At 58.4% G+C, this 26,115-nt stretch carries 25 protein-coding genes; 11 read left to right on the forward strand and 14 right to left on the reverse strand.

Features of this window, described 5'->3' with window-relative positions:
- Positions 1 to 99: 99 nt before the first annotated feature.
- Both H559_RS0110875 and H559_RS19950 read right to left on the reverse strand, forming a co-directional pair.
- A complete protein-coding gene (locus H559_RS0110875; protein WP_028452735.1) occupies positions 100 to 1,713 on the reverse strand; it encodes an NAD+ synthase in 1,614 nt (537 codons plus the stop codon).
- A 93-nt stretch (positions 1,714 to 1,806) separates the two neighbouring features.
- A complete protein-coding gene (locus tag H559_RS19950) occupies positions 1,807 to 4,869 on the reverse strand; it encodes a DNA translocase FtsK (protein ID WP_081413007.1) in 3,063 nt (1,020 codons plus the stop codon).
- A gap of 169 nt (positions 4,870 to 5,038) precedes the next feature.
- On the opposite strand from H559_RS19950, the gene H559_RS19955 reads away from it, so the two are divergent.
- Complete coding sequence (locus tag H559_RS19955; protein WP_034640863.1) at positions 5,039 to 5,782, forward strand: LOG family protein; 744 nt, start codon at positions 5,039 to 5,041, stop codon at positions 5,780 to 5,782.
- A 70-nt stretch (positions 5,783 to 5,852) separates the two neighbouring features.
- On the opposite strand, the gene H559_RS19960 is transcribed toward H559_RS19955, so the two are convergent.
- Both H559_RS19960 and gloB read right to left on the reverse strand, forming a co-directional pair.
- Complete coding sequence (locus H559_RS19960) at positions 5,853 to 7,454, reverse strand: LysM peptidoglycan-binding domain-containing protein (protein ID WP_051279307.1); 1,602 nt, start codon at positions 7,452 to 7,454, stop codon at positions 5,853 to 5,855.
- A gap of 82 nt (positions 7,455 to 7,536) precedes the next feature.
- Entirely contained in the window at positions 7,537 to 8,298 is a 762-nt protein-coding gene (gene gloB, locus H559_RS0110895; RefSeq protein WP_034640865.1) for a hydroxyacylglutathione hydrolase, read from the reverse strand.
- Positions 8,299 to 8,311: 13 nt separating this feature from the next.
- On the opposite strand from gloB, the gene H559_RS0110900 reads away from it, so the two are divergent.
- Both H559_RS0110900 and rnhA read left to right on the forward strand, forming a co-directional pair.
- On the forward strand, positions 8,312 to 9,040 hold the full coding sequence (locus H559_RS0110900; RefSeq protein ID WP_028452737.1) for a class I SAM-dependent methyltransferase: 729 nt from the start codon (positions 8,312 to 8,314) through the stop codon (positions 9,038 to 9,040).
- Between the two features lie 67 nt (positions 9,041 to 9,107).
- A complete protein-coding gene (gene rnhA / locus H559_RS0110905; protein WP_028452738.1) occupies positions 9,108 to 9,539 on the forward strand; it encodes a ribonuclease HI in 432 nt (143 codons plus the stop codon).
- Here rnhA and H559_RS19965 read toward each other — a convergent pair.
- The 8 genes from H559_RS19965 to H559_RS21740 all read right to left on the reverse strand — a co-directional run bounded on the left by H559_RS19965 (position 9,534) and on the right by H559_RS21740 (position 17,463).
- Positions 9,534 to 10,376, reverse strand: a complete 843-nt coding sequence (locus H559_RS19965; RefSeq protein ID WP_081413009.1) for a lysophospholipid acyltransferase family protein — start codon at positions 10,374 to 10,376, stop codon at positions 9,534 to 9,536. The two genes, rnhA and H559_RS19965, sit on opposite strands and share 6 nt — an antisense overlap.
- A 35-nt stretch (positions 10,377 to 10,411) precedes the next feature.
- Positions 10,412 to 11,170 carry a GNAT family N-acetyltransferase gene (locus H559_RS19970; RefSeq protein ID WP_051279311.1) on the reverse strand — a complete coding sequence of 253 codons (759 nt, stop codon included), beginning with the start codon at positions 11,168 to 11,170 and terminating at the stop codon, positions 10,412 to 10,414.
- Positions 11,171 to 11,277: 107 nt separating this feature from the next.
- A complete protein-coding gene (gene zapD / locus H559_RS0110920) occupies positions 11,278 to 12,036 on the reverse strand; it encodes a cell division protein ZapD (protein ID WP_028452739.1) in 759 nt (252 codons plus the stop codon).
- A gap of 42 nt (positions 12,037 to 12,078) precedes the next feature.
- Complete coding sequence (gene coaE, locus H559_RS0110925; protein ID WP_028452740.1) at positions 12,079 to 12,696, reverse strand: dephospho-CoA kinase; 618 nt, start codon at positions 12,694 to 12,696, stop codon at positions 12,079 to 12,081.
- Between the two features lie 12 nt (positions 12,697 to 12,708).
- Positions 12,709 to 13,563: a prepilin peptidase gene (locus tag H559_RS0110930; RefSeq protein ID WP_028452741.1), complete on the reverse strand. Its 855-nt coding sequence runs from the start codon at positions 13,561 to 13,563 to the stop codon at positions 12,709 to 12,711.
- Between the two features lies 1 nt (position 13,564).
- A complete protein-coding gene (locus H559_RS0110935; RefSeq protein ID WP_028452742.1) occupies positions 13,565 to 14,785 on the reverse strand; it encodes a type II secretion system F family protein in 1,221 nt (406 codons plus the stop codon).
- 22 nt (positions 14,786 to 14,807) lie between these two features.
- Positions 14,808 to 16,508 carry a type IV-A pilus assembly ATPase PilB gene (pilB, locus tag H559_RS0110940; protein ID WP_028452743.1) on the reverse strand — a complete coding sequence of 567 codons (1,701 nt, stop codon included), beginning with the start codon at positions 16,506 to 16,508 and terminating at the stop codon, positions 14,808 to 14,810.
- Between the two features lie 148 nt (positions 16,509 to 16,656).
- A complete protein-coding gene (locus H559_RS21740; protein WP_051279313.1) occupies positions 16,657 to 17,463 on the reverse strand; it encodes a cytochrome C assembly family protein in 807 nt (268 codons plus the stop codon).
- A 98-nt stretch (positions 17,464 to 17,561) separates the two neighbouring features.
- On the opposite strand from H559_RS21740, the gene ffh reads away from it, so the two are divergent.
- The 8 genes from ffh to H559_RS19985 all read left to right on the forward strand — a co-directional run bounded on the left by ffh (position 17,562) and on the right by H559_RS19985 (position 23,457).
- A complete protein-coding gene (gene ffh / locus H559_RS0110950) occupies positions 17,562 to 18,905 on the forward strand; it encodes a signal recognition particle protein (protein WP_028452744.1) in 1,344 nt (447 codons plus the stop codon).
- 100 nt (positions 18,906 to 19,005) lie between these two features.
- Positions 19,006 to 19,251, forward strand: a complete 246-nt coding sequence (gene rpsP / locus H559_RS0110955; RefSeq protein WP_028452745.1) for a 30S ribosomal protein S16 — start codon at positions 19,006 to 19,008, stop codon at positions 19,249 to 19,251.
- Between the two features lie 71 nt (positions 19,252 to 19,322).
- Positions 19,323 to 19,805 (forward strand): ribosome maturation factor RimM, encoded by a 483-nt coding sequence (gene rimM, locus H559_RS0110960; RefSeq protein WP_028452746.1) that lies wholly within the window; start codon positions 19,323 to 19,325, stop codon positions 19,803 to 19,805.
- Between the two features lie 28 nt (positions 19,806 to 19,833).
- The gene (gene trmD / locus H559_RS19980; RefSeq protein ID WP_281171370.1) at positions 19,834 to 20,640 is read left to right on the forward strand and encodes a tRNA (guanosine(37)-N1)-methyltransferase TrmD; all 807 of its coding nucleotides are present in this window, start codon (positions 19,834 to 19,836) and stop codon (positions 20,638 to 20,640) included.
- Positions 20,637 to 21,014 carry a 50S ribosomal protein L19 gene (rplS, locus tag H559_RS0110970; protein ID WP_028452747.1) on the forward strand — a complete coding sequence of 126 codons (378 nt, stop codon included), beginning with the start codon at positions 20,637 to 20,639 and terminating at the stop codon, positions 21,012 to 21,014. The genes trmD and rplS overlap by 4 nt, the downstream gene beginning before the upstream one ends.
- A gap of 202 nt (positions 21,015 to 21,216) precedes the next feature.
- The gene (locus H559_RS22220; RefSeq protein WP_245579365.1) at positions 21,217 to 21,630 is read left to right on the forward strand and encodes a methylated-DNA--[protein]-cysteine S-methyltransferase; all 414 of its coding nucleotides are present in this window, start codon (positions 21,217 to 21,219) and stop codon (positions 21,628 to 21,630) included.
- Positions 21,623 to 22,546 carry a site-specific tyrosine recombinase XerD gene (gene xerD, locus H559_RS0110980; RefSeq protein ID WP_081413012.1) on the forward strand — a complete coding sequence of 308 codons (924 nt, stop codon included), beginning with the start codon at positions 21,623 to 21,625 and terminating at the stop codon, positions 22,544 to 22,546. The genes H559_RS22220 and xerD overlap by 8 nt, the downstream gene beginning before the upstream one ends.
- 86 nt (positions 22,547 to 22,632) lie before the next feature.
- Positions 22,633 to 23,457, forward strand: coding sequence for a mechanosensitive ion channel family protein (locus tag H559_RS19985; protein WP_034640869.1), 825 nt, complete (start codon positions 22,633 to 22,635; stop codon positions 23,455 to 23,457).
- A gap of 64 nt (positions 23,458 to 23,521) precedes the next feature.
- Here H559_RS19985 and clpA read toward each other — a convergent pair whose 3' ends face one another.
- Both clpA and clpS read right to left on the reverse strand, forming a co-directional pair.
- Positions 23,522 to 25,795, reverse strand: coding sequence for an ATP-dependent Clp protease ATP-binding subunit ClpA (clpA, locus tag H559_RS0110990; protein ID WP_028452750.1), 2,274 nt, complete (start codon positions 25,793 to 25,795; stop codon positions 23,522 to 23,524).
- The gene (gene clpS, locus H559_RS0110995; RefSeq protein WP_028452751.1) at positions 25,776 to 26,102 is read right to left on the reverse strand and encodes an ATP-dependent Clp protease adapter ClpS; all 327 of its coding nucleotides are present in this window, start codon (positions 26,100 to 26,102) and stop codon (positions 25,776 to 25,778) included. The genes clpA and clpS overlap by 20 nt, the downstream gene beginning before the upstream one ends.
- Between the last annotated feature and the right edge of the window lie 13 nt (positions 26,103 to 26,115).

Here is a 26,115-nt window from a genome sequence, read left to right on the forward strand (position 1 = left end):
TCATATAACCGTAAAGGCATACCGTAACAAATCAGCATGACGGAGCGATGACAGTTCGGCATGACGTGATCCTGCCGGACTGTCAGTTGCGGAAAACCCTTACTCTAGGTATTTGCTCGTGATCGGCATGCGCCAGTCCTTGCCGAAGGCCCGCTGGGTGACCTTCGGACCGACCGGTGCCTGGCGGCGTTTATATTCGTTGATCTTCAAGAGGCGCACGACTTTCTTCACGTCGGCTTCCGGATAGCCTGCCGCGATAATGTCGGCAATGCTGCGGTTTTCCTCGACATACATGGCGAGGATGGCATCCAGCACCGCATAGTCCGGCAGGCTGTCCTGGTCTTTCTGGTCGGGGCGCAGCTCGGCCGACGGCGGGCGGGTGATGATGCGCTCTGGGATCACGCTGGCCTGCGGGTAGGCACTGGTCCGGTTGCGCCAGTTGGACAGGCGGTACACCAGCGTTTTCGCTACATCCTTCAGCACGGCAAAGCCACCGGCCATATCACCGTACAGCGTCGCGTAGCCGGTGGTCATTTCCGACTTGTTGCCCGTGGTCAGCACGAGCTTGCCGGTCTTGTTCGACAGCGCCATCAGGAGCGTGCCCCGGATGCGGCTTTGCAGGTTTTCCTCGGTCGTGTCCATGTCACGGCCGGCGAATTCATTCGCCAGCCCGGCCATGAATGCTTCATACATCGGCCAGATTTCGATTTCGGAATACTTGCAGCCAAGGCGCGCGATCATCTCGCGCGAATCGTCGACGGAAATATCTGCGGTGTAGCGCGACGGCATCATCACAGCATGCACCTTGTCGGCGCCGAGCGCGTCGCAGGCGATCGCCAGCGTCAGTGCCGAGTCGATGCCACCCGACAGACCCAGCAGCACGCCGGGGAAGCCGTTCTTGCCTATGTAATCCCGCACGCCGAGCACCAGCGCGCGATACACGGCTTCTTCGTCGGCGAGATCGTCCGCGCGGCTGGCCGCCTGCAGGTCGCCAGCCACGAAGTCGAGCAGCAGTTGTTCGCTGGCAAAGCCGGCGGCCTGCGCGACCACCTCGCCGGCCTTGTTCAGCGCGAAGGACTGGCCGTCGAATACCAGTTCGTCCTGCCCGCCGACCAGATTGCAGTAGGCGATGGCCATGCCGGTTTCCTCGACGCGCTCGCGCACGACCTGCTGGCGGGTGGCTTCCTTGGCACGGTGGAAGGGCGAGGCATTCAGCACCAGCAGCAGTTCGGTGCCTTCATCGGCAGCGGCGGCCGCCGGCTCGGTGTCCCAGATGTCCTCGCAGATCGCGATGCCGACTTTCACTCCATTTTGTTCAAAGACCAGCGGCGCAAAGCCGGGGGTGAAGTAACGCACTTCATCGAATACCGCGTCATTGGGCAGCAGCATCTTTTCATAGCGGCCCAGCACATTGCCGTCGCGAATCACGGACGCGGCATTGAAGACCTCGTCACCGGCCGCGTGCGGATGGCCGACGACCAGGGTGATGCCGTCCAGCCGGTCGATGAATTCGCCGAGTTTCTGTTTGCACTCCGCCAGAAAGCTCGGGCGCAGCAGCAGGTCTTCCGGCGGGTAGCCGGTGAGCGCCAGTTCGGGCGTGACGATGATGTCGGCGCCAGCGGCGCGGGCTTGTTCCGCTGCGGCGAAAATCAGCGCGGTATTGCCGGCGAGGTCGCCAACGATGGGATTGATCTGGGCAAGGGCGATTTTCATCGTGTTCGTCCATGCAGCAATTGCTGCGTTATGTTGGGTATTGCTCTGTAGCCATTTAAAATAAATGGCTTTGGCTATATATGTTTATGGGTATTATTCGCGACCGGGTGCGAGTACCGTACGGTTGCCGTTGCTTTCCATGCCGCTGACAAGACCCGCAGCTTCCATCTGCTCGATCAGCCGTGCGGCGCGGTTGTAGCCGATTCTGAGCTGTCTTTGCACGCTCGAAATCGATGCGCGGCGGCTTTTCAGTACAAAGGCCACGGCTTCATCGTAGAGCGGGTCGCTTTCGTCTCCGCCCTCGCTACCGCCGGCCGATCCGCTCCCCGCGCTTTCGGCATCAAAACCACCATTCAGGATGCCGTCGACGTAGTCGGGCTCGCCGAATTGTTTCAGATACTCGACGACGTGATGCACCTCATCATCCGCGACAAAGGCGCCGTGCACGCGCTGCGGGTAGCCGGTGCCCGGCGGCAGGTAGAGCATGTCGCCCTGGCCCAGCAAGGCTTCCGCGCCCATCTGGTCCAGAATCGTGCGGCTGTCGACCTTGCTTGATACCTGGAAGGCGATGCGCGTCGGAATATTGGCCTTGATCAGCCCGGTGATCACGTCCACCGACGGCCGCTGGGTGGCGAGGATCAGGTGGATACCGGCCGCGCGTGCCTTTTGTGCCAGCCGCGCGATCAATTCCTCGATCTTCTTGCCGGCCACCATCATCAAGTCGGCGAACTCGTCGACCACCACCACGATAAACGGCAGGTGCTCCAGCGGCTCCGGATTATCCGGCGTCAGCGTGAACGGGTTGGTGAGCTTCTGGCCCAGCTTTTCGGCGTCCTTGATCTTGGCGTTGTAGCCGGCCAGATTGCGCACGCCCAGATGGCTCATCAGCCGGTAGCGCTTTTCCATCTCGGCCACGCACCAGTTCAGCGCATTGGCGGCCAGCTTCATGTCGGTGACGACCGGCGCCAGCAGGTGCGGGATGTTGTCGTAGATGGACAGCTCCAGCATCTTCGGGTCGATCATGATGAAGCGCACTTCGTCCGGCGTCGCCTTGTAGAGCATCGACAGGATCATCGCATTCACGCCGACCGACTTGCCCGAGCCGGTGGTGCCGGCGACCAAGAGGTGCGGCGCCTTGGCCAGATCGGTGACGATGGGTTTGCCGGTGATGTCCTTGCCGAGCGCCAGGGTGAGTTTGGAGTGCGAGCCGGCGAACACCTCGTCGCGCAGGATTTCCGAGAGGCGGATCATCTGCCGGGTCGGATTGGGCAATTCCAGCCCCATGCAGGTCTTGCCAGGGATGGTTTCCACCACGCGGATCGACACCAGCCCCAGCGCGCGCGCCAGATCCTTCATCAGGTTGACGATCTGGCTGCCGCGCACGCCAGTGGCCGGCTCGATTTCGTAGCGGGTGACGACGGGGCCGGCGATGGCGTCGAGTACGCTGGCTTTCACCTTGAACTCGGCGAGCTTTTCTTCGATGACGATGCCACGCTCGATCAGCTCGTCATCGCTCATGCGTGTGAGCTGGGCGCTGGCTGCCTGCAGCAGATCCAGCGGCGGCAGGATGCTGTCGTCGTAGGACGGACGCGGCGCAAGAGGTGTTGCCGGCGCTGTGTCGAGTACGGTGAAAACAGGCGTGCTGGCGACAGGAAATTCGGCCAGGCTGCTTTCGAGTTCGGCAATCCGGTGGCTGATTTCCGCCGTTCCCGGCTCGGGCGCAGCCTGACGCACTAACGGAGCCTGAGGGGGTATTTCCGTCAACGAGCTGGCTGGATGGACATGGGGGGGCTGCGAAGGGGCGGGGTGCCCTACGGTCGCCGCGAAGAGGGGCGCGACGGGCGTGTCCATTGCCGGCGCGAATCGTGGTGTTACAGGTTCTGCTGCCAGGGGGAGCTCGTCGGGCAATTCCGGCGGAGCCAGTTGCAGCTCCGGGCTGGTGGGTGCAAGCAGCAGCGTGTCCGCGATGAGGGTTGGTGCCGGCTCCTGCGGCAGCAGGCTGAGTTCCGCGGCCTGTGCGGCCTGTGAGCTGACCGGTTCCGGCGCGGCGGGGGGGGCGGGAGGCGGAGTCAGGACACGGCTGATCGTCACGATTTCCCGTTTTGAGGGTATCGGGCTGGACACTTTGTCCGGCAAGGGCTGTGGCGCGATACGTGGTTTTGTCTCTGCCTTGCTCTGCGCAGGTTCCGGCGGCCGGCGGCCGTGTATGGCGTTCAGGCGCTGGCGCACTTCGTTCGGATCAATCAGCGGGAGCGGCGCCTGGCCTGCCGGCTTGGCGCTGGTCGGCCGGGTGCCTCGCCGGCTGAGGCTGACCTGTTCCATGTTGCTGACAATCTGGCGATGATCAATAACAGGGAGTGGCTTGCTGTTCGTCGCCGACGTTTCCGTCACGCGCGCGGTGGTTGGCCGGGCTTGGGGTACGCTGATTTCTGCCAGCGTCAATTCCGGTGCTGGTGGCGGTGTTACTGCTGCGGGTTGTGCGGGGTGGCCGGTGCGCACAGGTGTGGCTGTCGTGCGCCGCTGCGGGCGCGATTCCGTTGCCGTCCTGGGGGCTTCAGGCGTGACGGGGCGCATCGCTGGAGCGGGGCGTGGCGGTGCCGGTTTCATGGGCTTGGCGGCTGGCGGTTTAATTGCTGCTGAAGTCGCTGCGGCAGCCGGTTTTGTTTTTTCTGGAGTGAGGGGTAAATCTTTTGGCTTGCGACTGGCAATGCTGCGCACTCCGCGCCAGCCGTCTTCGCACAGAAAGCCGATTTCTTCGATGATGTGTGCCCAGTCGCGCTGGCGCCAGAGCGGGACAGCCAGAGCAAATGCGGCCCCCAGCAGAACCAGCCCGAGCAGACGGCTTGAGCCATTGTGGCCGTTGCTCAGCCAGGCTGTCAGAATGGGCTCGCCACTGGTGCGCAGCATGCCTTCGCCGATCAGTAGCCCGCAAAACAGTACCATGACGCCGCAAGCGGCACGCCAGTCGCTCCGGCGTGTGTGCTGACGCGGATAGGCGCGCTCAGCCAGAACGACGACCAGCAGCCAGCCGCTCCAGCCCAGCCAGTGGTTCAGTCCGAAGCCCATCAGCACGACCAGCAGCAGGCTGAGTGCCAGCCATAGCCAGCGAGGGCTGGGCGGGCGGGCGGGGGAGGGCAGGTGAGGCGCGTCGTGCATGAAAACCCGGTGCAGGCGAAAAACAACCCGGTATTATCCCCCGCCGATGGCGGGCTGCCAATCGCCGCCGGAGATGTTGCCGAACTTGCCACGTGACAGTCAGTAAGCCTACCATCGAAGAGAGGCTCGGGCGCGTGCCCTGGTCGCCAACGTCAAAAGAAGAACGGCCATGATCAATTCCTACAATAAACCGATCGGTGTCATCGACGATGACGAAGCCCTGAACATTGTCAACAATGCTGTCCTGCGCCTGTGGGATACCGTTGATGAACTCTCCCGGCTGCGCCCTGCGCATACGCCGGACTACCATGTGACCATTTTTGGTTCTGCCCGCATCCAGGAAGGGACGCCGGCCTACGAGGCGGTCAAGCAACTGGCCAGCGAACTGGCTGCGATGGGATGCCGCATCGTCACCGGTGGCGGCCCCGGCCTGATGCAGGCTGCGAATGAAGGCGCCTGTCATGGCGCACCGGATCACCCGGAGGCCTCGGTGGGTATCCGCATTGATCTCGACTTCGAGCAGGAAGTGAATGATTTTGTCGGCCATGTGTTCGAGCACAAGACCTTCTTCTCGCGCCTGCATCACTTCATCATGCGCTCGAACGCCTTTATCGTGACGCCGGGCGGCATCGGTACGCTGCTGGAGCTGTCGATGGTCTGGCAGCTGCTGCAGGTGCGCAAGCTCTACGACACGCCGCTGATTCTGGTTGGTGAAATGTGGCACGAGCTGGTCGACTGGTCGCGGCTGTTCATGGTGGACAATGGTGCCGGTCTTGCCAGTCCGGTGGATATGCAGATTCCGGTCGTGGTCGACAGCATCGAGGATGCGGTACACCTGATCCGCGAGCATCATGCCAAATGGCAGGCGGTGGATCGCGAGCTGAAGCCGTTGCGGACTTCACCACCGCGTTAAGCGTAATATTGGAGTGGGATACAAGACAAAACCCCGCCAAGGCGGGGTTTTGTCTTCGGTGTGTGCCGGATCAGTTATTGATGACCAGCAGGGTTCCGGGTTGCAGAGTGGTCTTGCGGCTGGCGTTATTCCAGCGCAGCAGGTCATTGGTTGCAACGTTGTAGCGTTTGGCGACCGAGCTGAAGGTGTCGCCGCGGCGGGCAACATACTGCTTGCTGTCATTGGCGGATTTGCTGCTCTGCGACGCGTTGCTGTTGGCGGCAACCTTGAGTATCTGTCCACTGGACAGTCGGGTGGATTTCATGCCGTTCAGCTGCTGTAGTTCGTCCAGGCTCATGCCGTGGCGTCTGGCAATACTGTATGCCGTGTCGCCTTTGGCAACCCGGTAGGTGGCCGTGCTGCTGCGCTCAGCCTGGACAATCGGCTGAACCTTGCGGGGCGCATCGTTGGCGCCGGTATCCACCGGCTCCGCCTTGCGGTTGGCAGACAGTGCGGCCAGGGTCTGGCGATCGGACACGTCGAGGTGGTCGACCTTGGGTACCAGAATGGTCTGACCGCGCGCGATATTTTCCCGTTCGGCGATTTCATTGATGTCGCGCAGCTCGTCAACGGTAATGCCGAACTGGGTGGCCAGTGCCGCAAAGCTTTCGCCCTGGTGGGTGACATACGGCTGCCAGCTCAGCAGCGGTTTGTCATAGGTGCGCAGGTTTTCGTTGAAAATGGCGACGCGATCCAGCGGCAGCACCAGCTGACGGTCATCCTTGTGGGCGATGACCGGCCGGATGAAGCCTGGGTTGAGCTTCAGCAGTTCGTCGACCGGAATCTGTGCCAGCTCGGCGGCAACTTTCACATCCATGTGCTTGCCGGGCTGCAGTGTGGCGAAATAGGGCTGGTTGGGAATGCTCTTGAGCGTGACGCCATAGGCTGCCGGGTTGGCAATGATGTTGCGGATGGCCAGCAGCTTCGGGACATAGTTGCGGGTTTCGTCCGGCATGCGCAGGTCGGCGAACGACGTGGGGTTGCCCGCGCTGGCATTGCGGTCCACCGCGCGCTTGACGGCATTTTCACCCCAGTTGTACGAGGCCAGCGCCAGTTGCCAGTCATCGAACATGCCGTGCAGCGTATCGAGGTAATCCAGTGCAGCGCCGGTGGCGGCAACGACGTCGCGGCGGCCGTCATACCACCAGGTTCGTTCGAGCCCGTAGTGCTTGCCGGTTTCCGGAATGAACTGCCACATGCCCGCCGCGCGGGCTGGTGATTCGGCGCGCGGATTGTAGGCGGACTCGATCATTGGCAGCAGGGCGATTTCCATCGGCATGCCGCGTTTTTCGACTTCATCGACAACGAAGTACAGATAGCGGTTGCCGCGCTCGACAATCCGGTTCAGATAGTCTGGCCGGGCGGCATAGTAGTTTTCCCACTTTTCAACCAGCGGGTGATCCAGTTCGGGAATCTGGAAGCCCACGCGGATGCGGGCCCAGAGGTCGTCGTAGCGGGCGATGTCGGCGCTGCCGAAGAGGGCGTCACGCACAGCCAGGGTGTCCGAGCCGATGACGAAATTCGGGTTTTTCAGCTGGTAATCCAGACGGATTGGGGCATCTTCGGCGTGACCCGCGCTCGCCACGAAGGCAAGCAATGCACCGGTCAGGATGGAAGTCAGGCTGGCGCGCATGGTGCAGGCTCGCTGAGTGTACAAAATGACACCGATGTTAAGGGGGGCTTTCGAGGCAGTCAATCCGTCTGCGTGCCGCGCATCAGGAAAAATCATTTTTCCACTGGCGAAGCGCCAGAAAGACGTTCTCAGCCTGGGTATCGACTGCGCCATGCTGCCGCGCTGCCAGAATGACCGCAGCCCGGTCGAGGCGCAGGAACGGGTTGGTTGCGAGTTCTTCCGCCAGCGTGAATGGAACACTGGGTTGCCCGTTGGCACGCAGTGTGGCGACGGTGCGGCTGCGAGCGGTAATGGCCAAGTTGTCTGGTTCGACCGCAGCGGCAAAGCGCAGGTTGGCTGCCGTGTATTCGTGCGTGCAGTAGACCTGTGTTGCTGCGGGCAGGTTAGCCAGTTTCTGCAGGCTGGCGTGATAACTAGCGGCTGGGCCATCGAACATGCGCCCGCAGCCGGCACCAAAAAGCGTATCGCCGGAAAAAAGCATGCCGGTCGTGGCGCAGTAGTAGGCAAGGTGTTCGCGCGTGTGCCCCGGAACGGCGAGGACTTCCCAGTCCTGCCCGAGAAGGTTGATCGTGTCCCCCTCGCCTACTGGCGTGGTGACAAGATCAATTTCGCGCGGCCCATGCACCGGCAGGCCGGGCCGGTCACGGCACAGGGCCGGAACGCCGCCGATGTGGTCGGCGTGACGATGCGTGAGCACAATGCCTGCCAGGTCAAGCGAAGTTTCGGCCAGCCAGGCGTCGAGGGTCTCGCTTTCGCCGGGGTCAACGGCAATCGCCTGCCGGCTGTCGTGCAAAACCCAGATATAATTGTCCGAGAAAATCGGCAGTGCACTGATAGTCAGCATGGATGCGATCCCGATGAATACGAAGCAGGCATTTGAACAGTTTGCCGACTGGCTGGCCACCCCGCTGGGGCAGTATCTGCTGCAGGCGGAGGCCGAGTGGTACGACCGCACCAGTACCGATATTTTCGGCTACAAGGCGCTGCAGTTTGCCCTGCCCGGTCTGGACGCCCTGCGGGCCAACCGGATCGTCTGGCATTGCCGCGCGGGAACGAGCGGTGATGTCGCCGTGCAATGCAGGGCTCATGCCCTGCCATTTGCCGAGCAGAGCCTTGATCTGGTGGTGCTGCCGCATGTGCTGGATTTTGCCGAAGATCCGCATGGTGTCCTGCGCGAGGTGGATCGCGTGCTGGTGCCGGAAGGACGTTTGCTGATCACGGGTTTCAACCCCTGGAGCCTGTGGGGCTTGCGCCGTTTGCAGCGCAAGGGAGAGGTGCCCTGGCAAGGGAATTTGCTGGCGCTGCCCCGTGTGAAGGACTGGCTGGCATTACTGGGGCTGGAGGCCGTGCGCGACGATTTCCTGTGCTATCGCCTGCCCGTGCAGCGCGGGCACTGGCTGGAGCGCAGCCGCATTCTGGACTTGGCCGGTGATCGCTGGTGGCCGGGCGGTGGCGGTGTTTATTGCCTCGATGCGGTAAAGCGGGTGCGCGGCATGTGCATCATCGAGCCGCAATGGCGCAGGGTTACTGCGTCGGGCGTGACGCCGGCTGGCGTTACCGAGCGAGTGTCAGGTTCTGATTTTTAGGTTTTGTATGGCAGGGTATCCTTCTGTAGCCCTTATGAATAATGACGTATATGGATATACCTGAGTAATGACTGAAGTCGAGATTTATACCGATGGAGCCTGCAAGGGAAACCCGGGGCCCGGAGGCTGGGGGGCACTGCTGCGCTGCAACGGGCAGGAAAAGGAGCTGTTCGGCGGCGAGGCAACGACGACCAACAACCGCATGGAGTTGCAGGCCGTGATCTCGGCGCTGAATGCCCTGACCCGGCCTTGCAAGATTGTGCTGTGGACCGATTCGCAGTATGTGAAAAACGGCATCCAGACCTGGATTCATGGCTGGAAGCGCAATGGCTGGAAGACGGCGGACAAAAAGCCGGTGAAGAATCTTGAGCTGTGGCAGGCGCTGGATGCCGCTCAGGCGCGCCATGATATCGAATGGCGCTGGGTCAAGGGCCATGCCGGTCACGAATTCAATGAACGTGCCGACCAGTTGGCCAATCGCGGCGTTGATTCTCTATAACGCTGAGTCGGGGTGCTGCATGCTGTGCCGCATTTCCTGTTCGATCAGGCGGGTGATTTCTTTGCGCGATTCCGGCAGGCCGCAGCGTGGCGACAGGTAGTCGAGCTCGGCGACCGTATAGGGCTCGCAGGCCAGTTGCCAGATGCATGACAGTAGCGAGACTTCGTCAATGTATGCCGCAGCCATGCTGCGCTGACCATTCTTGCTGCGGTATTGCAGCAGTACCGGCTGGATGATGATGCCGTGATCCAGCGCAGACTGGATCAGTCCGCCGCGAAATGGCTTGAGCGTGCTGCCGTCCGTGGTGGTGCCTTCGGGGAAAAAGGCAACACAATCACCGGCTTTCAGGTGGCCGTCGATTTCCTTTTTCGCGTGGCTGGTTGCCCGGCGGCTGCCGCGCTCGATGTAGAGTGTGCCGGCAAAGGTGACCAGCTTGCCGATCAGTGGCCAGTGGCGGATTTCCGATTTGGCTACGAAGCGACAGGGGGAGCTGCTGTTGATGACGAAAATATCGAGCCAGGAAATGTGGTTGGCAACGATCAGCCGCCCGGCGGTGTGCAGTTCTGCGTTGTCATGCAGGCCCCGCTCGCGCACACGAATATCCAGAATGTTGAGCAGGTGGCGGGACCAGCCTTGCAGCAATTCGTTGCGTTCGGCTTGTGGCCGCTGTGCAAATTGCGAGCGGGTGAGCCACAGGCCTTTCAGCAGATGGAATGCCAGTCGCGCAATCCGGAATATCGCCAGAGCATACTGACGGGGGCGTAGACGAGGCAATGGCTGGGCGGGGTGCGCAATATGCATGCCGGGTAGTTTACCGGCTTTGGCGTGGCTTGACATGCTCTGACTCGTGGTAATGGTTGTCTGCCCGCACGTTATTCGTTGCGCAGGAAATGTCTGGCATAGCGCGGGTTCAGCCGACTCATGGGCAGAATCATCAGGAAATCTGCCGTATTGAAGTCCGGATCCCAGGCTGGTTCCCCGCACACCATGGCGCCTGCGCGCAGGTAGCCTTTGACGAGTGGAGGGATATCGCCGCTGGCCAGTTCCTGGCGCCCCGAGACGAGAGTCAGTGGGTGTCGCGGGAACACCCGCCACTCGATCGGTGCGTGGGCTTTTTCCAGCATCTGGTGGCGTAATGCCGTGGCCAGATGACCCCCGTCACGCAACGATACGCTCACACAGCCGATCAGGTATTCGTAGCCGTTTTTGTGCATGTAGTCGGCTAGCCCTCCCCACAGCAGGGCAATCGTGCTGCCCGAGCGGTAATCCGGATGTACGCACGAGCGGCCCAGCTCGACCATTTTGTGGCGCAAATGCTGCAGCCGGGTCAGGTCGAATTCGGTTTCGCTGTAATAGGAGCCTACCTTGCGGGCCTGATGGGGCGGAAGAATGCGATAGGTGCCCACCACTTCGCCGTTCTGCTCATCCTGTACCAGCAAGTGATCGCAGTAATTGTCAAAGAAATCCTGGTCAACGCCAGCGGTGCGGGAGTTCAGGCGTGCGCCCATCTCTTCGGCGAAAACCCGATAGCGCAGAACCTGGGCTGCCCGGATTGCGTCGGCCGAATCGGCCAGGTAAGCGCGGAGCTGATCGTGATGACGGGGTGTGCGGGTTTGGTGCAGTTCCAGCATGAATATCCTCCTCGTGGCGAGAAAGACAGTAGACGGCTGGCATGACGGCTTCATTGCGGCGCGGTGAAGCTATTGTTGCACCGGGAGGCAGAATCGCCGGCTGGTTGCTACAGGTTGCAATAACCCAGAGTGAACGCAATGTCCGTATCGATCTGTCGTGAGCGTTCTCCGGAGGTGGAGGGAACGATGAAGCGGATGTTGATTGCGTAACGGTTGGCTGACAGCTCGGGAACAGCCGGAACGTCGGACGGAAGGGTAATCTTCAGCAACTGCACGGTCTTGCCGCCGGACATCTGCTGGAAGTTGCCCTGCTTGGCAACAAAGTGGCAAGTGCGGGCAGAGTCGCGCAGCAGTCGCAACACGATGTCGATGCCTTGCTTGATGGGGAGTAGCGGACTCAGCCAGCGCTCCAGGTCGGCAATCCTGCGCTCGGGTGCTTGTTCTTGCCAGTAATGATAGGAAGGAAGGTCAAACTCGCTGGCGCCACCCGGGATGGTGACGCGCTGCTTGATGGCCATCAGCCAGTCGTTCTCGCGCAGATACTGGCCGAATTTGCCTGTCATCTCAAGCAGCCGGGAATGAGTACCTTCAATGTCGCCCAGAACGCGCTCCAGTGCTTCTTCCGAAATCTGCGGGTTGTTGCGCAGGGCGGCCAGTGCCTGGCGTTGCCGATCCAGCTCCTGGATCAGATCAGATTTGAGGTCGGCGCGGCTGGCGACTTCCATGATTTCAAAGATGCCCAGCAAGGCCGTGTGATGATCCTGTGCATGCGTTCTTCCGGCGTAACACTGCGTGCGCTCGTAAAGCTTCTCGAGGCGCAGCAGAGTGCGGATTCGTTCATTGACAGGAAATTCGTAACTGATCACGGGTGCAGTCACCTAGGGTGGATGCGCAATTCTGCAGCAAGGTCAGGCATTTGAAAACCCATTCCTTACTTTGGCGGCGATTAAATAGCGGTCATGTAACGTTTTTATCTGTTTTGCAAGTTCAGGCAGGCTGCCGGTATTGAGAATCAGATCATCGCAAAGCTGTTGCCGTTGCTGCCTCGACATCTGATTCGCCATTATTTTTCGTACATCAGCTTCGCTAAGCCCACTCCGTTGCATGACGCGATGGATCTGTAATTCCTCAGGGCAGTCAATCAGCATTGTTCGCTGTGCCAGTGCCCGGAAATCCGCTTTTTCAAACAGCAAAGGGACGACCACTATGCAATAAGCAGAAGTTTGGCTGCTTATCCAGTCGCGCATTTTTTGCAGGATCAGGGGGTGAAGGATGCTTTCCAGTTCCTGCTTGAGTTCCGGGTTCGAGTAAACGCGCCGCCTGGCAAAAGTTCTGTCAAGTGCGCCCTGCCCGGTCACCCAGTCTGTACCAAGCCGGGCAGCGATCTGCCTGGTCGCCATCGTGTCGTGGCTAGTCAGTTCGTGCGCGATGTCATCGGCATCCCGAACTGGTATGCCCAGTTCGGTGAACAGACGGGCTGCCGTTGATTTGCCGGAGCCGATTCCGCCGGTCATGCCGATGATCATCTGAGTCCAGTATTAAATGGGGAAAACCAGTTGCTGGATCTGGGGGCCGGCAAACATTGTAATGATGCCAGCCAATGCAAGGTAGGGGCCAAAGGGAATGGGTTTGCTGAGACTGCGCCCTTTGCCAAGTGCCGTGATGATGCCGATGACGGCGCCGGAAAGAGAGGCAATAAGCAGTATGCTGGGCAGACTCTGCCAGCCCAGCCAGGCACCGAGAGCTGCCAGCAGTTTGAAGTCGCCAAATCCCATGCCTTCCTTGCCAGTGGCCAGTCTGAATGCCCAGTAAACCGACCAGAGCAGCAGGTATCCGGCTACAGCACCTATTACTGCGCTGCTTAGCGAGGTATACGTATCAGATAGATTGAAGAGCAAACCTATCCACAGTAGTCCGAGAGTCAGGCTGTCCGGTAACAGGAAGCAGTCAAGGTCGATCAGCGTGAGCGCAATGAGTATCCATACGAAGAGAAGCGAACCAAGCAATGCCGGCTGTGGCCCGAGGTGCCAGGCAAGCAGGGTGGAGGCACATGCCGTAATAAGCTCGACCAGTGGGTAGCGGGCAGATATGGGGGCGTTGCAGCTTCTGCATCGGCCGCGCAGCCACAACCAGCTCAGAACCGGGATGTTTTCGAGAGCGCTGATCTGGTGTCCGCACTTGGGGCAGGCCGAGCGCGGAACCATGAGATTGTAGCGGGGGGGCGCAGGGAGGGGAGTGCCATCGTCCAGATCAAGGCATGCACACTCATGGCGAAAGTCCTGCTCCATCATCAATGGAAGTCGATGGATTACCACATTCAAAAAACTGCCGATGCACAAGCCAAGTAAGCCTACAATTACAGGTAGGGAGAGGTGTGAGACTTCCATTAACATTTTAGACCGCGGCACCCATTTTAAAGATTGGGAGGTACATGGCGATTACAAGGCCGCCAATTAGTGTGCCCAGTACAACCATGATGATTGGCTCCATCAGGCTGGACATGGCTTCGACTGCATTGTCGACTTCCTCTTCATAGTAGTCGGCAACCTTGCCTAGCATCGAGTCGAGCGAGCCGGATTCTTCCCCAATCGAAACCATTTGGAGAACCATGTTCGGGAAGACGTTGCTGTTTTGCATGGCAATTGTCAGGCTAGTGCCGGTGCTGACTTCAGACTGAATCTTCTTGGTGGCAGAGCGATATACATAGTTGCCCGATGCGCCTCCTACCGAGTCAAGTGATTCGACGAGAGGGACGCCAGCCGCAAACATGGTCGCGCAGGTGCGAGCCCAGCGGGCGATGGTTGCATTCTTGACGATTTCTCCGATGACCGGTAGTTTCAATAGCCAGCGATCCATTGCGATTTGTACTGTTTCACTTCGTCGCCACAGAGTTAAAAGCGCATAAATTCCGCCGCCAATTCCACCAAAAATCAGATACCAATAAGAAACAAATATGTCTGAAATTGCAATAACTACCTGAGTAGGTCCAGGTAAATCGGCTCCAAAACTTGTGAAAAGCTCTTTGAATGTTGGGATTACAAATATCATGATGATTGCTGTAATAACAAAGGCTGCAATCAGTACGGCAGAAGGATAGAACATTGCTGACTTGATTTTCTTCTTGACTGCCAGGATTTTTTCTTTGTAAGTGGCGAGTCGAGCAAGGAGAGTATCCAGAATACCTGCTTGCTCACCAGCCTGTACTAAATTGCAGTACAGCGCGTCGAAGTACTTCGGATGTTTTCGGAACGCTTGAGTGAGTGATGAGCCAGTTTCGATATCTGTTTTTATTTCCATGAGTAGTTTGGTTACGGAGGGGTTGCTGTGCCCCTTGGCAACAATATCGAACGAAGTGAGTAAAGGGACGCCAGATTTCAGCATGGTTGCCAGTTGGCGAGTGAACATCGTAATGTCCACTTCACCAATTCTACCCCCTGCACTTATGCGCTGTTTTTTTACTCTGGTGACATTGATACCCTGCCGCCGCAACGTGCTGCGCACCAGGTTTTCACCTGCCGCGCGCATTTCCCCACGTACGGTTTTTCCGCCGCGATCCTTGCCTTCCCATAGGAAAGTAAACTCCTTGATGGCCGGTGCTTTTCTTGGGGTTGCCATGTGTTTGTTCCTGGTTTTGCGGTTATTCGTTGGTGCAGGCCATGACTTCTTCGAGCGAGGTCATGCCTTGACGTACTTTCCATAGGCCGGACGCTCGCAGGTCGCGTACACCCTCTCGGCGTGCTTGATCTGCAATGTCAATGGCGTTCCCTTGTTGCATGATGATGCGGTTCATTTCGTCTGAAATGGGCATGACCTGATAAATGCCTACACGGCCTTTATAGCCAGAGCCTTTGCAAATGTCACAGCCAACCGCTCGATAAGGGGTCCACGAACCATCCAACTCATCTTCCTTGAAACCAGCCTGCAGCAATGCTTCGCGCGGAATGTCGGCGGGAGCTTTGCAGCTGCAGAGGCGCCTGGCAAGGCGTTGAGCGGTAATCAAGATGACAGAAGAAGCAATATTGAAGGGGGCGACACCCATGTTCATCAGTCGGGTGAGTGTTCCTGGCGCATCGTTGGTGTGAAGGGTAGAAAACACCATGTGGCCTGTCTGTGCCGCCTTGATTGCGATATCTGCTGTTTCGAGATCTCGGATTTCCCCGACCATGATGACATCGGGGTCCTGACGCAAGAATGCCTTTAGCGCGGATGCAAAGGTCAGGCCGGCCTTGTCATTGACGTTGACCTGATTGATGCCTGCCATGTTGATTTCGGCGGGATCTTCGGCTGTCGAGATATTGATGCCTGGTTCGTTCAGAATGTTGAGGCAGGTATAGAGAGAAACTGTCTTGCCTGAGCCGGTTGGCCCGGTAACAAGTACCATGCCGTAAGGACGGTGAACCGCGTTCAGTAGCGCTTCTTTCTGGTCGGGTTCGTAACCGAGGGCGTCAATTCCGAGTGTGGCGGAACTGGGATCCAGAATCCGCATACAAATTTTTTCGCCGTGCAGAGTCGGGAGTGTTGAAACGCGGAAATCGATTGCGCGATTCTTGCTTAGGACCAGTTTCATCCGGCCATCCTGCGGGATGCGCTTTTCCGAAATGTCCAGCTTTGAAATGACCTTGATCCGGGAGGCGATTTTTTCCTTGATGGCCAGTGGTGGTTGAGCAATCTCGCGTAGTACCCCATCTTTGCGGTAACGGATGCGGTAAAATTTCTCGTAGGGCTCAAAATGGACGTCTGACGCCCCTTCCTGAATTGCGTCCATCAGCACTTTCTGGATGTACTTAACAACGGGGGCATCATCGACGTCGGCATTTGTCGCGTCGGCCGCCTCTTCTTGCCCACTGTTCATTTCCAGTGATGCTTCGTCGACCATCAGGTCTTTCAGTTTTGCGCCACTGGCTTCGATCAGCCGATCAAGCAGAACTGCAAGCTTGTCGTCTTCGACAACAATCGGTTCGACTTGCAGGCCACTCTGGAATCTAACTTCTTCAATCGCCTGAAGGTTGGTGATGTCCGAGATACCAATGAATAGCTTCGTATTGCCGCGCTTGTAGAGCGGGACAATGCGCTGCGATGTCATCAGCTTGTTGTCGAGTGCACCTGCCTGGATATAACTTGGATCATATTGGGCAAGGTCGAGCAGTGGAAAGCCAAAGGTTTGCGAGGAAAATTCCGCGATTTCTGCCGCAGTCAGTTTTTTGCTTTTGCTGAGCTGCTCGATAAAGCTGATTTTGGATGCGATGGCTGCAGCCTGGAGCGCGTCAGCATCTGCCTCATTCAGGCGGCCGTGTTGAACCAGAAGTCTGGCCAGGCCAGAAAGTGGTGCAGCGCTCATGCGTGTATCAACTCCGCTTTTTGATTTGAATGTTTGAGGCTTTATTTGTGTTGGGCACGATAGGTTTATCGCTCAGTCTAGCAGATTGGTTTTCTTGCCGCATAATCTGCAGGTGGAGAAGGTGGCTTTTCGCTCTGTCTGTTGTCGCTTAGCGCTGCAGAACGGCCTCCAGCACTAATCGTGTGCCGATATAACCAAGAAAGAGAAAAGCAGAGCCTGTCAGAGTCCAGTTGGCAGCTTTGCGACCCCGCCAGCCGAAACGATGATGGCCGAGTAATAATGTGCCCAGGATTCCCCAGGCCAGAGTCGAGAAAATTACCTTGTGGCTCAGTAATCGGACCGCGCTGGATGCTTCCCGTGATGCAATCATTCCTGAGACAAGTGCAATGCTTAGAATCAGGAATGTGCCGCTGACTGTTACGAAGAGCAGGCGTTCGAGTGTTAGTACGGGGGGGAGGTTGCGGGTGAGCGCTCCGCGTGCCGTGCTGTGCAGTTGCCTGTCACTGAATTTGATCAGGATTGCGATGCCAGTGGCGTTGATCAGCAGGGGTTGCGTCAATAGTGCGGTTGCGAAGTGCAGTTGACTGAAAATGCCGGGGCTTGTCTGGATCTGGTGTCCGGTGGGAAGGAGTAGGCTGATTCCAAGCAGTAGTGCCGCAAAACCGGTGAGAGGGGGTTCGATGCCTTTTAGCGGTAGAAGCGGTAGAGCGGCAAAGTAAGTTGCAATGGACAGTAGTGCGGTCAGGCTGAGTGCTTCGGAGGCGCCGAAGTGCCATGGATGCAGATGGAAGGCGAGAGTGATTGCCGTCGCGTGGCAGGTCAAGGCAATAACGAGAGTTGTTGTCGCGAGGGTGTTGAAGCGAAGTGCGTGAGCTTCGGCCCTTGATATTCTGTTGAAATAAAACCAGCTCAGTAGACAGTAACCAAGCAGTGCGAGCAGTGCGAGCCAAGTCACGATGCTGTGCTTCAGGGTAGAATGGGATAAATAGTCTAACAGAGCAGAATTGAAACGTGGCTGCTCGTTCGAAAATCAGTTCATGACAGGACCTCTTGATGTTTGAAAATCTCTCCAGCCGCCTTTCGGGGGTGGTGAAAACCCTGCGGGGGCATTCTCGTCTCACCGAGGAAAATATCCAGGACGCAATGCGCGAGGTGCGGATGGCTCTTCTGGAGGCAGATGTGGCCTTGCCAGTGGTCAAGCAATTTGTTGCTGAGGTCAAGGAGCGTGCCCAGGGGAAGGAGGTGGTGGGCAGTCTGACTCCGGGGCAGGCGTTCATTGGTGTGGTTTACGAGGAATTGACCCGTTTGATGGGGGCGCAGAACGACGCGCTGAATCTTGCTGCCGTGCCTCCCGCGATCGTGCTGATGGCTGGTCTTCAGGGGGCAGGCAAGACGACCACGTCGGGCAAGCTGGCCAAATTCTTGAAAGAGACGCAGAAAAAACGTGTTTTGCTGGTCTCGACGGACGTATATCGCCCCGCGGCAATCGAACAGTTGAAGACGCTGGCCGCGCAGATCGAGGTTGAGTGGTTTCCGTCTGATATTTCACAAAAGCCGGTCGATATCGCCCTGGCTGCGCTGGATTATGCCAAACGTCACTTTCATGATGTGCTGATTGTCGATACGGCGGGGCGTCTGGCGATCGATGAAGCGATGATGCAAGAAATCCAGGCGTTGCATGTTGCTGTAAAGCCTGTCGAGACGCTGTTTGTCGTTGATGCCATGCAGGGGCAGGATGCGGTAAATACCGCTCGTGCATTTGGTGACGCGTTGCCGTTGACCGGTGTTGTGCTAACCAAAATGGATGGTGATGCGCGTGGCGGTGCAGCCCTTTCTGTTCGGCATGTGACTGGCAAGCCAATCAAATTCCTCGGTGTTGGTGAAAAGCTGGCGGGGCTTGAGCCCTTTTATCCGGATCGGCTGGCTAGTCGCATACTCGGCATGGGCGATGTACTGACCCTGATCGAGGATGTGCAGAAGACGGTTGATCAGGATGAAGCCCTGCGGATGATGAAGAAGGTCAAGTCCGGCAAGGGGTTTGATCTGGAAGACTTCAAGGCCCAGATTCAACAGATGAAGAAAATGGGCGGAATGGGCGCGCTGCTCGACAAATTGCCGGGGCAATTGAGTGCTGCGGCGAGCGGGCAGGTGACCGACAAGGCGGTTGCCCGCATTGAGGGGATCATCAACTCGATGACCCCGCAGGAGCGGCAAAAGCCCGAGTTGATCAAGGCGTCGCGCAAGCGCCGGATCGCGGCGGGGGCGGGTGTGCAGGTCCAGGAGGTGAACCGCCTGCTGAACCAGTTCGAGCAGACCCAGAAGATGATGAAGCAGTTTTCCAAGGGCGGGATGGGCAAGCTCATGCGGGGCATGAAGGGCATGCTTCCGGGGATGTGATGCAATTGCGACAGGAGGTTGCTGCGCTCCGCTTGCCTCCTGCTTTGAATTCGCGGATAATCGCGGGTTTCGTGCAAACCTGAATACTGGATTTTCAGCTATGGTAGTTATTCGTCTTGCTCGTGGCGGCGCAAAAGACCGTCCGTTCTACAATATCGTTGTTGCTGATTCGCGTAACCGTCGTGACGGTCGCTTTATCGAGCGCGTTGGTTTTTATAACCCGGTAGCTCCGGAAGGTACCGAGTCCCTGCGTTTTGCGCTGGACCGTGTCAGCTACTGGCAGAGCGTTGGCGCGCAGGCGTCCGACACGGTTGCCAAGCTGCTGAAAGGCTACAAGGCCGCTTGAGCTTTACTGTGCTGAAATCCCAACAGCCCCGACTGAATTCCGCCGTGCCGGTGCCAGATGATCTGGTGACGATGGGCTACATCAGCGGGGCTTTTGGCATACATGGCTGGGTCAATGTGGTGGCCGATACCGAGTATGCCGATAGCCTGTTTGATTACCAGACATGGTGGCTTGGGCGGGATGGGCAGTGGCAGGCGTATCAGCTGGATAAAGGCCAGGCGCACGCCAAGAAATTGGCCGCAAAGCTGGATGGTATTGCTGATCGCGATGTTGCGCATGCCTTGCGGGGCTGTGTCATCGCGGTGCCGCGCAGTGCGATGCCCGAATTAGGCGAAGACGAGTTCTACTGGGCCGATCTGGTCGGGATGAGCGTTGTCAACACGCGTTCGGAAGTGCTGGGAACCGTTGCCAATCTCCTGTCTACCGGCGCCAATGACGTGCTGGTTGTTCGTGACGGGCAAGACGAACGTCTGTTGCCATTTGTCAGTGCGGTTGTTCTTACTGTCGATAAGACAGAAAAGCTGATTACTGTGGACTGGGGTCTTGACTACTGATTCGGCGCGTTCCTCCGAGGTGCGCAAGCTGTTTGACGTGGTGACGCTGTTTCCGGAAATGTTCGACGCGGTCACCCGTTTTGGTGTCACGCGCAGGGCTGTCGAGCTGGGAATTTTCGATCTGCAGGCATGGAATCCGCGCGATTTCACCAGCAACAATTATCGTACTGTCGATGATCGCCCATTTGGGGGTGGTCCCGGCATGCTGATGATCCCCGAGCCGCTGGAAGCCGCGCTGGAAGCTGCAAAAAGCAGGCAGCGTGAAGTCGGACAGGCGGCCTGGACCATCTATCTGTCTCCGCAAGGGGCACAGCTTACGCATGAAAAGGTATTGGAGCTGGCCGCAAGGCCCGGTCTGGTCCTGTTGTGCGGAAGGTATGAAGGCATCGACGAGCGCGTTTTGCAGCGTCAGGTCGATGAAGAAATATCAATTGGTGACTATGTGCTATCGGGCGGCGAGCTGCCCGCCATGGTTCTGATTGATGCCATCAGCCGCCATTGGCCTGGTGTTCTGAACACCGCAGCCAGTGCGGAAGAGGATTCATTTGCGGACGGGCTGCTGGATTGCCCGCATTACACCCGTCCGGTGGAATACCGTGGCATGACGGTTCCGGAAGTACTGCTTTCGGGAAATCATGCCAATATCCGACGCTGGCGGTTAAAGCAGGCCCTGGGACGCACCTGGTTGCGTCGCCCGGACTTGCTGAAACAGCGTCCACTTAGCAAAGAAGAAGCTCGTCTTCTGGCTGAATTCAAGGCGGAGCACGGTGAAAAGACCGGCTCTCCCCAAGCCGCGGGGCAGAAGGAACAGGCATCTAATGGAGTAAAGCAATGAATCTGCTGCAACAACTCGAACAAGAAGAAATCGCTCGTCTGGGCAAAACCGTTCCCGCATTCGCTCCTGGTGACACCGTTGTCGTCAGCGTGAAGGTAAAGGAAGGCAACCGCGAGCGTCTGCAGGCTTACGAAGGCGTAGTTATCGCCAAGCGTAACCGTGGCCTGAACAGCTCCTTCATCGTCCGCAAGATTTCGTCCGGCACCGGTGTTGAGCGTACCTTCCAGACTTACTCCCCGCTGGTTGCTGCTATTGAAGTGAAGCGCCGTGGTGATGTTCGTCGCGCCAAGCTGTACTACCTCCGCGATCGTTCGGGCAAGTCCGCGCGCATCAAGGAAAAGCTGCCGGCACGCAAGGCTGTTGCTGCTGCCTGATTGGCACACAGCGCTGCTGCTTGAAAAACGCGGACCTGAGGTCCGCGTTTTTTTATGCATCTTCCGGCAGATTGTCATGCTCTGCTAGCATGTGGGTCGAGTGAGGGGGCATTGAATGCGGGACCTTTGGAAACTGGATCAGTATCAGGCCATTCTGGCTGTACCGTTTGGGCGCATCGGCGTGGTGCACGATGGCAGTGGCTTGCAACGACTGGATTTTCTGCCGCCGGACACTGCGCTGCACATACAGCCGCATCCCTTGCTCGACGAACTGTGCGAGCAGCTGGAATGTTATTGGCAGGTGCCGGCATTCAGGTTTGAACTTCCATATACGCTGCAGGGTACTGCTCATCAGCTCAATGTTTGGAGGGAGATTTCTGGCATACCCAGTGGTTCTGTGCGGAGGTATGGTGATATTGCCAGAAAAATAGCCTCTGCACCGCGCGCAGTCGGGCAGGCTTGTGGTCGTAATCCTTTGCCCTTGCTGATTCCCTGCCACAGGGTGGTGGGTAGCGCCGGTGCGCTGGGCGGATTCAATTCCGGGCGCAATGGATTTGACTGGTTACCGGTCAAGCGCTGGCTGCTGCGGCACGAGGGAGTGATTGCGGGTGAATGAGTTGCTTGCGGCCTGCCTCGACTCCAGTCGCCGGGAGCTTGATCTCTTTCTTGATCAGATCTGGCTGGGCGACGGACTGTCGGCCAACACGCTCAGCAGTTATCGCAACGACTTGTCGGTGTGGCTGCAATGGCTGGCGCAGGAGCGGCAGACTGACCTGCTGGGGGCGGGGCGTGATGATGTCCAGGCTTTCCTGGCACGGCAGTCGCGCGACCTGAAGGCTGCCTCGCTGGCGCGGCGCATGGCCAGCCTGCGGCGCTTTTACCGTCATCAAATCCAGTCCGGCCGATTGGCAGATGACCCGGTCGCCGAGTTGCAAGCCCCGAAACGGGTTCGGCCACTGCCTAAGGTATTGTCCGAGAAAATGGTGGCGGATCTGCTTGCCGCCCCCGATTTGTCCACCGCGGCCGGGCTGCGGGATCGCGCGATGTTCGAGCTGATGTATGCCTGCGGCCTGCGCGTCTCCGAGCTGGTGACTTTGCCGCTGGCACAGTTGCACCTGCGCGAGCAGTTCGTGCAGGTGCTGGCAGGCAAGGGCGGCAAGCAGCGCCTGATTCCGTTAGGCGAGTTTGCGGCCGAAGCGCTGGCTACATATCTGGTTGAGGGGCGGCCGGAATTGCTGGGGGGGCGCAGTGAGGCCATGCTATTTGTGAACCAGCGTGGAGAGCCACTGACCCGGCAAGGCATGTGGTACATCATCAAACAGTATGCCATCCATGCCGGCATTCCGGCGGCAACACTGAGTCCGCATGTGCTGCGCCACGCCTTTGCCACGCATTTGCTTGCGCACGGCGCTGATTTGCGTGCTCTGCAGATGTTGCTGGGGCATTCCGACATCAGTACGACCCAGATCTATACGCATGTAGCCCAGGCCCGCCTGAAGGGGCTGCATCGTTCGCATCATCCACGGGGTTAATACGCGACAAATCCATTATTGCTGCGCTACCATGAGTTGAGCCTTAATTTGGGCTGACATTAAATTCACTGGATGGGGTGTTAACCATGGATGCGACAGTAATCCAGAAATACCAAGATATTGCCCTTGGCTATGTGGCCGAGTTCGGCGTCAGAATACTGGCTGCAATTGCCTTTTGGGTGATCGGCCGCTGGCTGATCCATATGGCAGTCGGTATGGTGCAGAAATCGCTGGAGCGGCAGAAAGTTGATCCGACCGTGCTCCGCTATGTCGGTTCGGTCACCGCGGTTACGCTGAATATTCTGCTGGTTATCGGCATTCTGGGCTATTTCGGCGTACAGACCACGACGTTTGCTGCCTTGATTGCCGCGGCCGGTGTCGCGATCGGGATGGCATGGTCGGGCTTGCTGGCCAATTTTGCCGCTGGCGCCTTCATGATCGTGCTGCGCCCGTTCAAGGTGGGTGATTTCGTTTCTGCTGCGGGCGTGGTCGGGACGATCAAGGAAATCGGCCTGTTCTCCACCGTGGTCGTGACCCCCGACAACGTCGTGACCTACCTCGGCAACAACAAGATTTTTGGCGATACCATCCAGAACTTCTCGCTCAACCCCTTCCGTCGCGTTGACCTGAAGGCCCAACTGGCTGGCAGCGCCGACCACAATGCGGCTCGCGCCCTGCTGAAGGAGAAAATTGCGCTGATCCCGAATGTGCTGCCCGAACCGGCGGTCGATGTCGAGATTCTGGAGTTCAATCTGGTGGGACCGGTACTGGCTGTACGGCCTTATTGCCATAATGATCATTACTGGCAGGTCTATTTCGACACCAACCGCGTGATCAAGGAGGCGCTGGGCGAGGCGGGTTTCCCTGCCCCGACGCCATCACAGATCGTTACCGTGAAGCAGGCATCCTGATTGCCTGCAATGGCAGAAAAGAAAAGGGCAGCCGGAAGGGCTGCCCTTTTCTATACATGCATGCCTATAAGGCTGCAGCCATTTCTTTGCTGTGGATGTGGAGGTATACCTTGCCATCCTTGTCCAGATCGATGGTGACTTCCCCGCCATTGGCCAGCTTGCCGAACAGCAGTTCGTCGGCCAGTGCCTTGCGAATGGTGTCCTGAATCAGGCGGGCCATCGGTCGCGCCCCCATCAGCGGGTCGAATCCCTTCTCGGCCAGCATGTCTTTGAGGGCAGCGGTGAAATGGGCTTCGACCTTTTTCTCGTGCAGCTGTGCTTCCAGCTGCATCAGGAATTTGTCGACGACCTGCAGGATGATCTCGTGCGTCAGGGATGCAAACGGAATCACTGCATCGAGGCGGTTGCGGAATTCCGGTGTGAAGAGGCGCTTGATTTCCTGCATCTCATCGCCGGTTTCCTTTTTCGCCGTAAAGCCGATCGCCGGCTTGTTCAGTGCTTCCGCCCCAGCATTGGTCGTCATGACGAGCACGACATTGCGGAAATCGGATTTGCGGCCGTTGTTGTCGGTCAGCGTGCCATGATCCATGACCTGCAGCAGGATATTGAAAATGTCAGGATGGGCTTTTTCGATTTCATCCAGCAGCAGCACCGAGTAGGGGTGCTTGTTGATGGCTTCGGTCAGCAAGCCGCCCTGTTCGAAACCGACATAGCCGGGAGGCGCGCCGATCAGGCGGCTGACCGCATGGCGCTCCATGTATTCGGACATGTCGAAACGGATCAGCTCGATTCCCATCGTGTAGGCGAGCTGTCGCGCCACCTCGGTTTTGCCGACGCCGGTCGGGCCGGAGAACAGGAAGGTACCGATCGGTTTTTGCGGGTTGCCAAGGCCGGCTCGAGCCATCTTGATGGCGCTCGCCAGGGCCTCGATGGCCTTGTCCTGGCCGAACACGACGTTCTTCAGATCGCGTTCCAGTGTTTTCAGCGTGTTCCTGTCGTCGCTAGAGACACTTTTCGGCGGAATACGGGCGATCTTGGCAACAATTTCCTCGATTTCCTGCTTGCCAATGGTTTTTTTCTGCTTTGAACGCGGCAGGATCTTCTGTGCCGCACCTGCTTCGTCAATCACGTCAATGGCCTTGTCGGGCAGGTGACGGTCATTGATGAACTTGGCAGAAAGCTCAGCAGCCGAATTGAGAGCCGCCGCAGTGTATTTCACGCCGTGATGACTTTCGAACTTGTCCTTCAGTCCTTTCAGGATTTCCACGGTCTGTTCGACGGTCGGCTCGACGATATCCACCTTCTGGAAGCGACGGGAGAGCGCGTTGTCCTTCTCGAAAATACCGCGGTACTCGGTGTAGGTCGTTGCGCCGATGCATTTCAGCGAGCCATTCGATAGCGCAGGCTTGAGCAGGTTGGATGCATCGAGCGTGCCGCCCGAAGCTGCTCCGGCGCCAACCAGCGTGTGAATCTCGTCGATGAAGAGGATGGCGTTGCGCTCTTCGGTCAGCTGCTTGATGACGGCTTTCAGGCGCTGTTCGAAGTCACCGCGATACTTGGTTCCGGCCAGCAGGGCGCCCATGTCGAGGGTGTAGACGGTGGCATCCGCCAGAATATCCGGCACATTGCCTTCGACCACGCGACGCGCCAGGCCCTCGGCGAGAGCGGTCTTGCCGACGCCAGCCTCACCAACGAGCAGCGGATTGTTCTTGCGGCGGCGGCACAGGATCTGGATCATCCGTTCCAGCTCCATTTCGCGGCCGATCAGCGGATCGATGCGCCCGGCAAGTGCGACATTGTTCAGGTTGAGGGTAAAGCTCTCCAGCGCGCCGCCAGCGCCTGGCTCACTCTCGCTTTCTTCCTGTGGCTCGTTGCGGTGGCTGTGCGGTGGCGGTGTATTGCTCGCCTGCTTGGCGATGCCGTGGGCGATGAAATTCACGACATCAAGCCGCGTGATGCCCTGCTGGTGCAAGAAATACACGGCATGGCTGTCTTTCTCGCCAAAAATGGCGACCAGTACATTGGCTCCGGTCACTTCCTTCTTGCCCGAGCTTTGCACGTGCAGAATGGCACGCTGGATCACGCGCTGGAAGCCGATGGTCGGCTGGGTTTCGACATCATCACTGCCGGATACCACCGGCGTGTGCTCTGCCACGAAATCGCCCAGCGCCCGTTTCAGCTCGTCCATGTTCGCGCCGCAGGCGCGCAGGACTTCGGTGGCGGACGGGTTTTCCAGCAGGGCCAGCAGCAAGTGTTCGACCGTGATGTATTCGTGGCGCTTTTGCCGCGCCTCCATAAACGCGAGATGGAGGCTTACTTCAAGTTCCTGAGCGATCATTTTCCACCTCCATGATGCATTGCAGCGGGTGCTGGTGCTCCCGAGCGTAATCACTTACCTGGGCGACCTTGGTGGCCGCAATGTCCTTGGGGTAGGTGCCGCAGATGCCGCGTCCTTCGGTATGGACCTGCAGCATGATGCGTGTGGCACGTTCCTCGCGGATGTTGAAGAATTTCATCAGGACATCCACCACGAAATCCATCGGGGTGAAGTCGTCATTCAGTAGAACCACGCTCCAGAAGGGAGGGGGAGCCAGTTTGGCTCGCTGCTCCAGCAATTGGGCGTCGTGTTGCTGCTGTGTGGTCATGGAGTTGTCGTGT

The organism is Chitinilyticum aquatile DSM 21506 (assembly GCF_000430805.1).
Taxonomy (GTDB): domain Bacteria; phylum Pseudomonadota; class Gammaproteobacteria; order Burkholderiales; family Chitinibacteraceae; genus Chitinilyticum; species Chitinilyticum aquatile.

Bases quoted from the DNA above. Each gene is read 5' to 3' on its own strand.
- H559_RS19970 (WP_051279311.1), bottom strand. From the start codon at position 11,170: ATGCTGGAACTGCACCAAACCCGCACACCCCGTCATCACGATCAGCTC.
- coaE (WP_028452740.1), bottom strand. From the start codon at position 12,696: ATGATCATCGGCATGACCGGCGGAATCGGCTCCGGCAAATCAACGGCA.
- H559_RS19960 (WP_051279307.1), bottom strand. From the start codon at position 7,454: ATGCGCGCCAGCCTGACTTCCATCCTGACCGGTGCATTGCTTGCCTTC.
- H559_RS0110935 (WP_028452742.1), bottom strand. From the start codon at position 14,785: ATGGCAACCCCAAGAAAAGCACCGGCCATCAAGGAGTTTACTTTCCTA.
- clpA (WP_028452750.1), bottom strand. From the start codon at position 25,795: ATGATCGCTCAGGAACTTGAAGTAAGCCTCCATCTCGCGTTTATGGAG.
- rplS (WP_028452747.1), top strand. From the start codon at position 20,637: ATGAATCTGCTGCAACAACTCGAACAAGAAGAAATCGCTCGTCTGGGC.
- rimM (WP_028452746.1), top strand. From the start codon at position 19,323: ATGGGCTACATCAGCGGGGCTTTTGGCATACATGGCTGGGTCAATGTG.
- H559_RS19950 (WP_081413007.1), bottom strand. From the start codon at position 4,869: ATGCACGACGCGCCTCACCTGCCCTCCCCCGCCCGCCCGCCCAGCCCT.
- rpsP (WP_028452745.1), top strand. From the start codon at position 19,006: ATGGTAGTTATTCGTCTTGCTCGTGGCGGCGCAAAAGACCGTCCGTTC.
- pilB (WP_028452743.1), bottom strand. From the start codon at position 16,508: ATGAGCGCTGCACCACTTTCTGGCCTGGCCAGACTTCTGGTTCAACAC.
- rnhA (WP_028452738.1), top strand. From the start codon at position 9,108: ATGACTGAAGTCGAGATTTATACCGATGGAGCCTGCAAGGGAAACCCG.
- H559_RS19955 (WP_034640863.1), top strand. From the start codon at position 5,039: ATGATCAATTCCTACAATAAACCGATCGGTGTCATCGACGATGACGAA.
- ffh (WP_028452744.1), top strand. From the start codon at position 17,562: ATGTTTGAAAATCTCTCCAGCCGCCTTTCGGGGGTGGTGAAAACCCTG.
- H559_RS0110875 (WP_028452735.1), bottom strand. From the start codon at position 1,713: ATGAAAATCGCCCTTGCCCAGATCAATCCCATCGTTGGCGACCTCGCC.
- H559_RS19985 (WP_034640869.1), top strand. From the start codon at position 22,633: ATGGATGCGACAGTAATCCAGAAATACCAAGATATTGCCCTTGGCTAT.
- H559_RS19965 (WP_081413009.1), bottom strand. From the start codon at position 10,376: ATGTCAAGCCACGCCAAAGCCGGTAAACTACCCGGCATGCATATTGCG.
- gloB (WP_034640865.1), bottom strand. From the start codon at position 8,298: ATGCTGACTATCAGTGCACTGCCGATTTTCTCGGACAATTATATCTGG.
- H559_RS0110900 (WP_028452737.1), top strand. From the start codon at position 8,312: ATGAATACGAAGCAGGCATTTGAACAGTTTGCCGACTGGCTGGCCACC.
- clpS (WP_028452751.1), bottom strand. From the start codon at position 26,102: ATGACCACACAGCAGCAACACGACGCCCAATTGCTGGAGCAGCGAGCC.
- H559_RS0110930 (WP_028452741.1), bottom strand. From the start codon at position 13,563: ATGTTAATGGAAGTCTCACACCTCTCCCTACCTGTAATTGTAGGCTTA.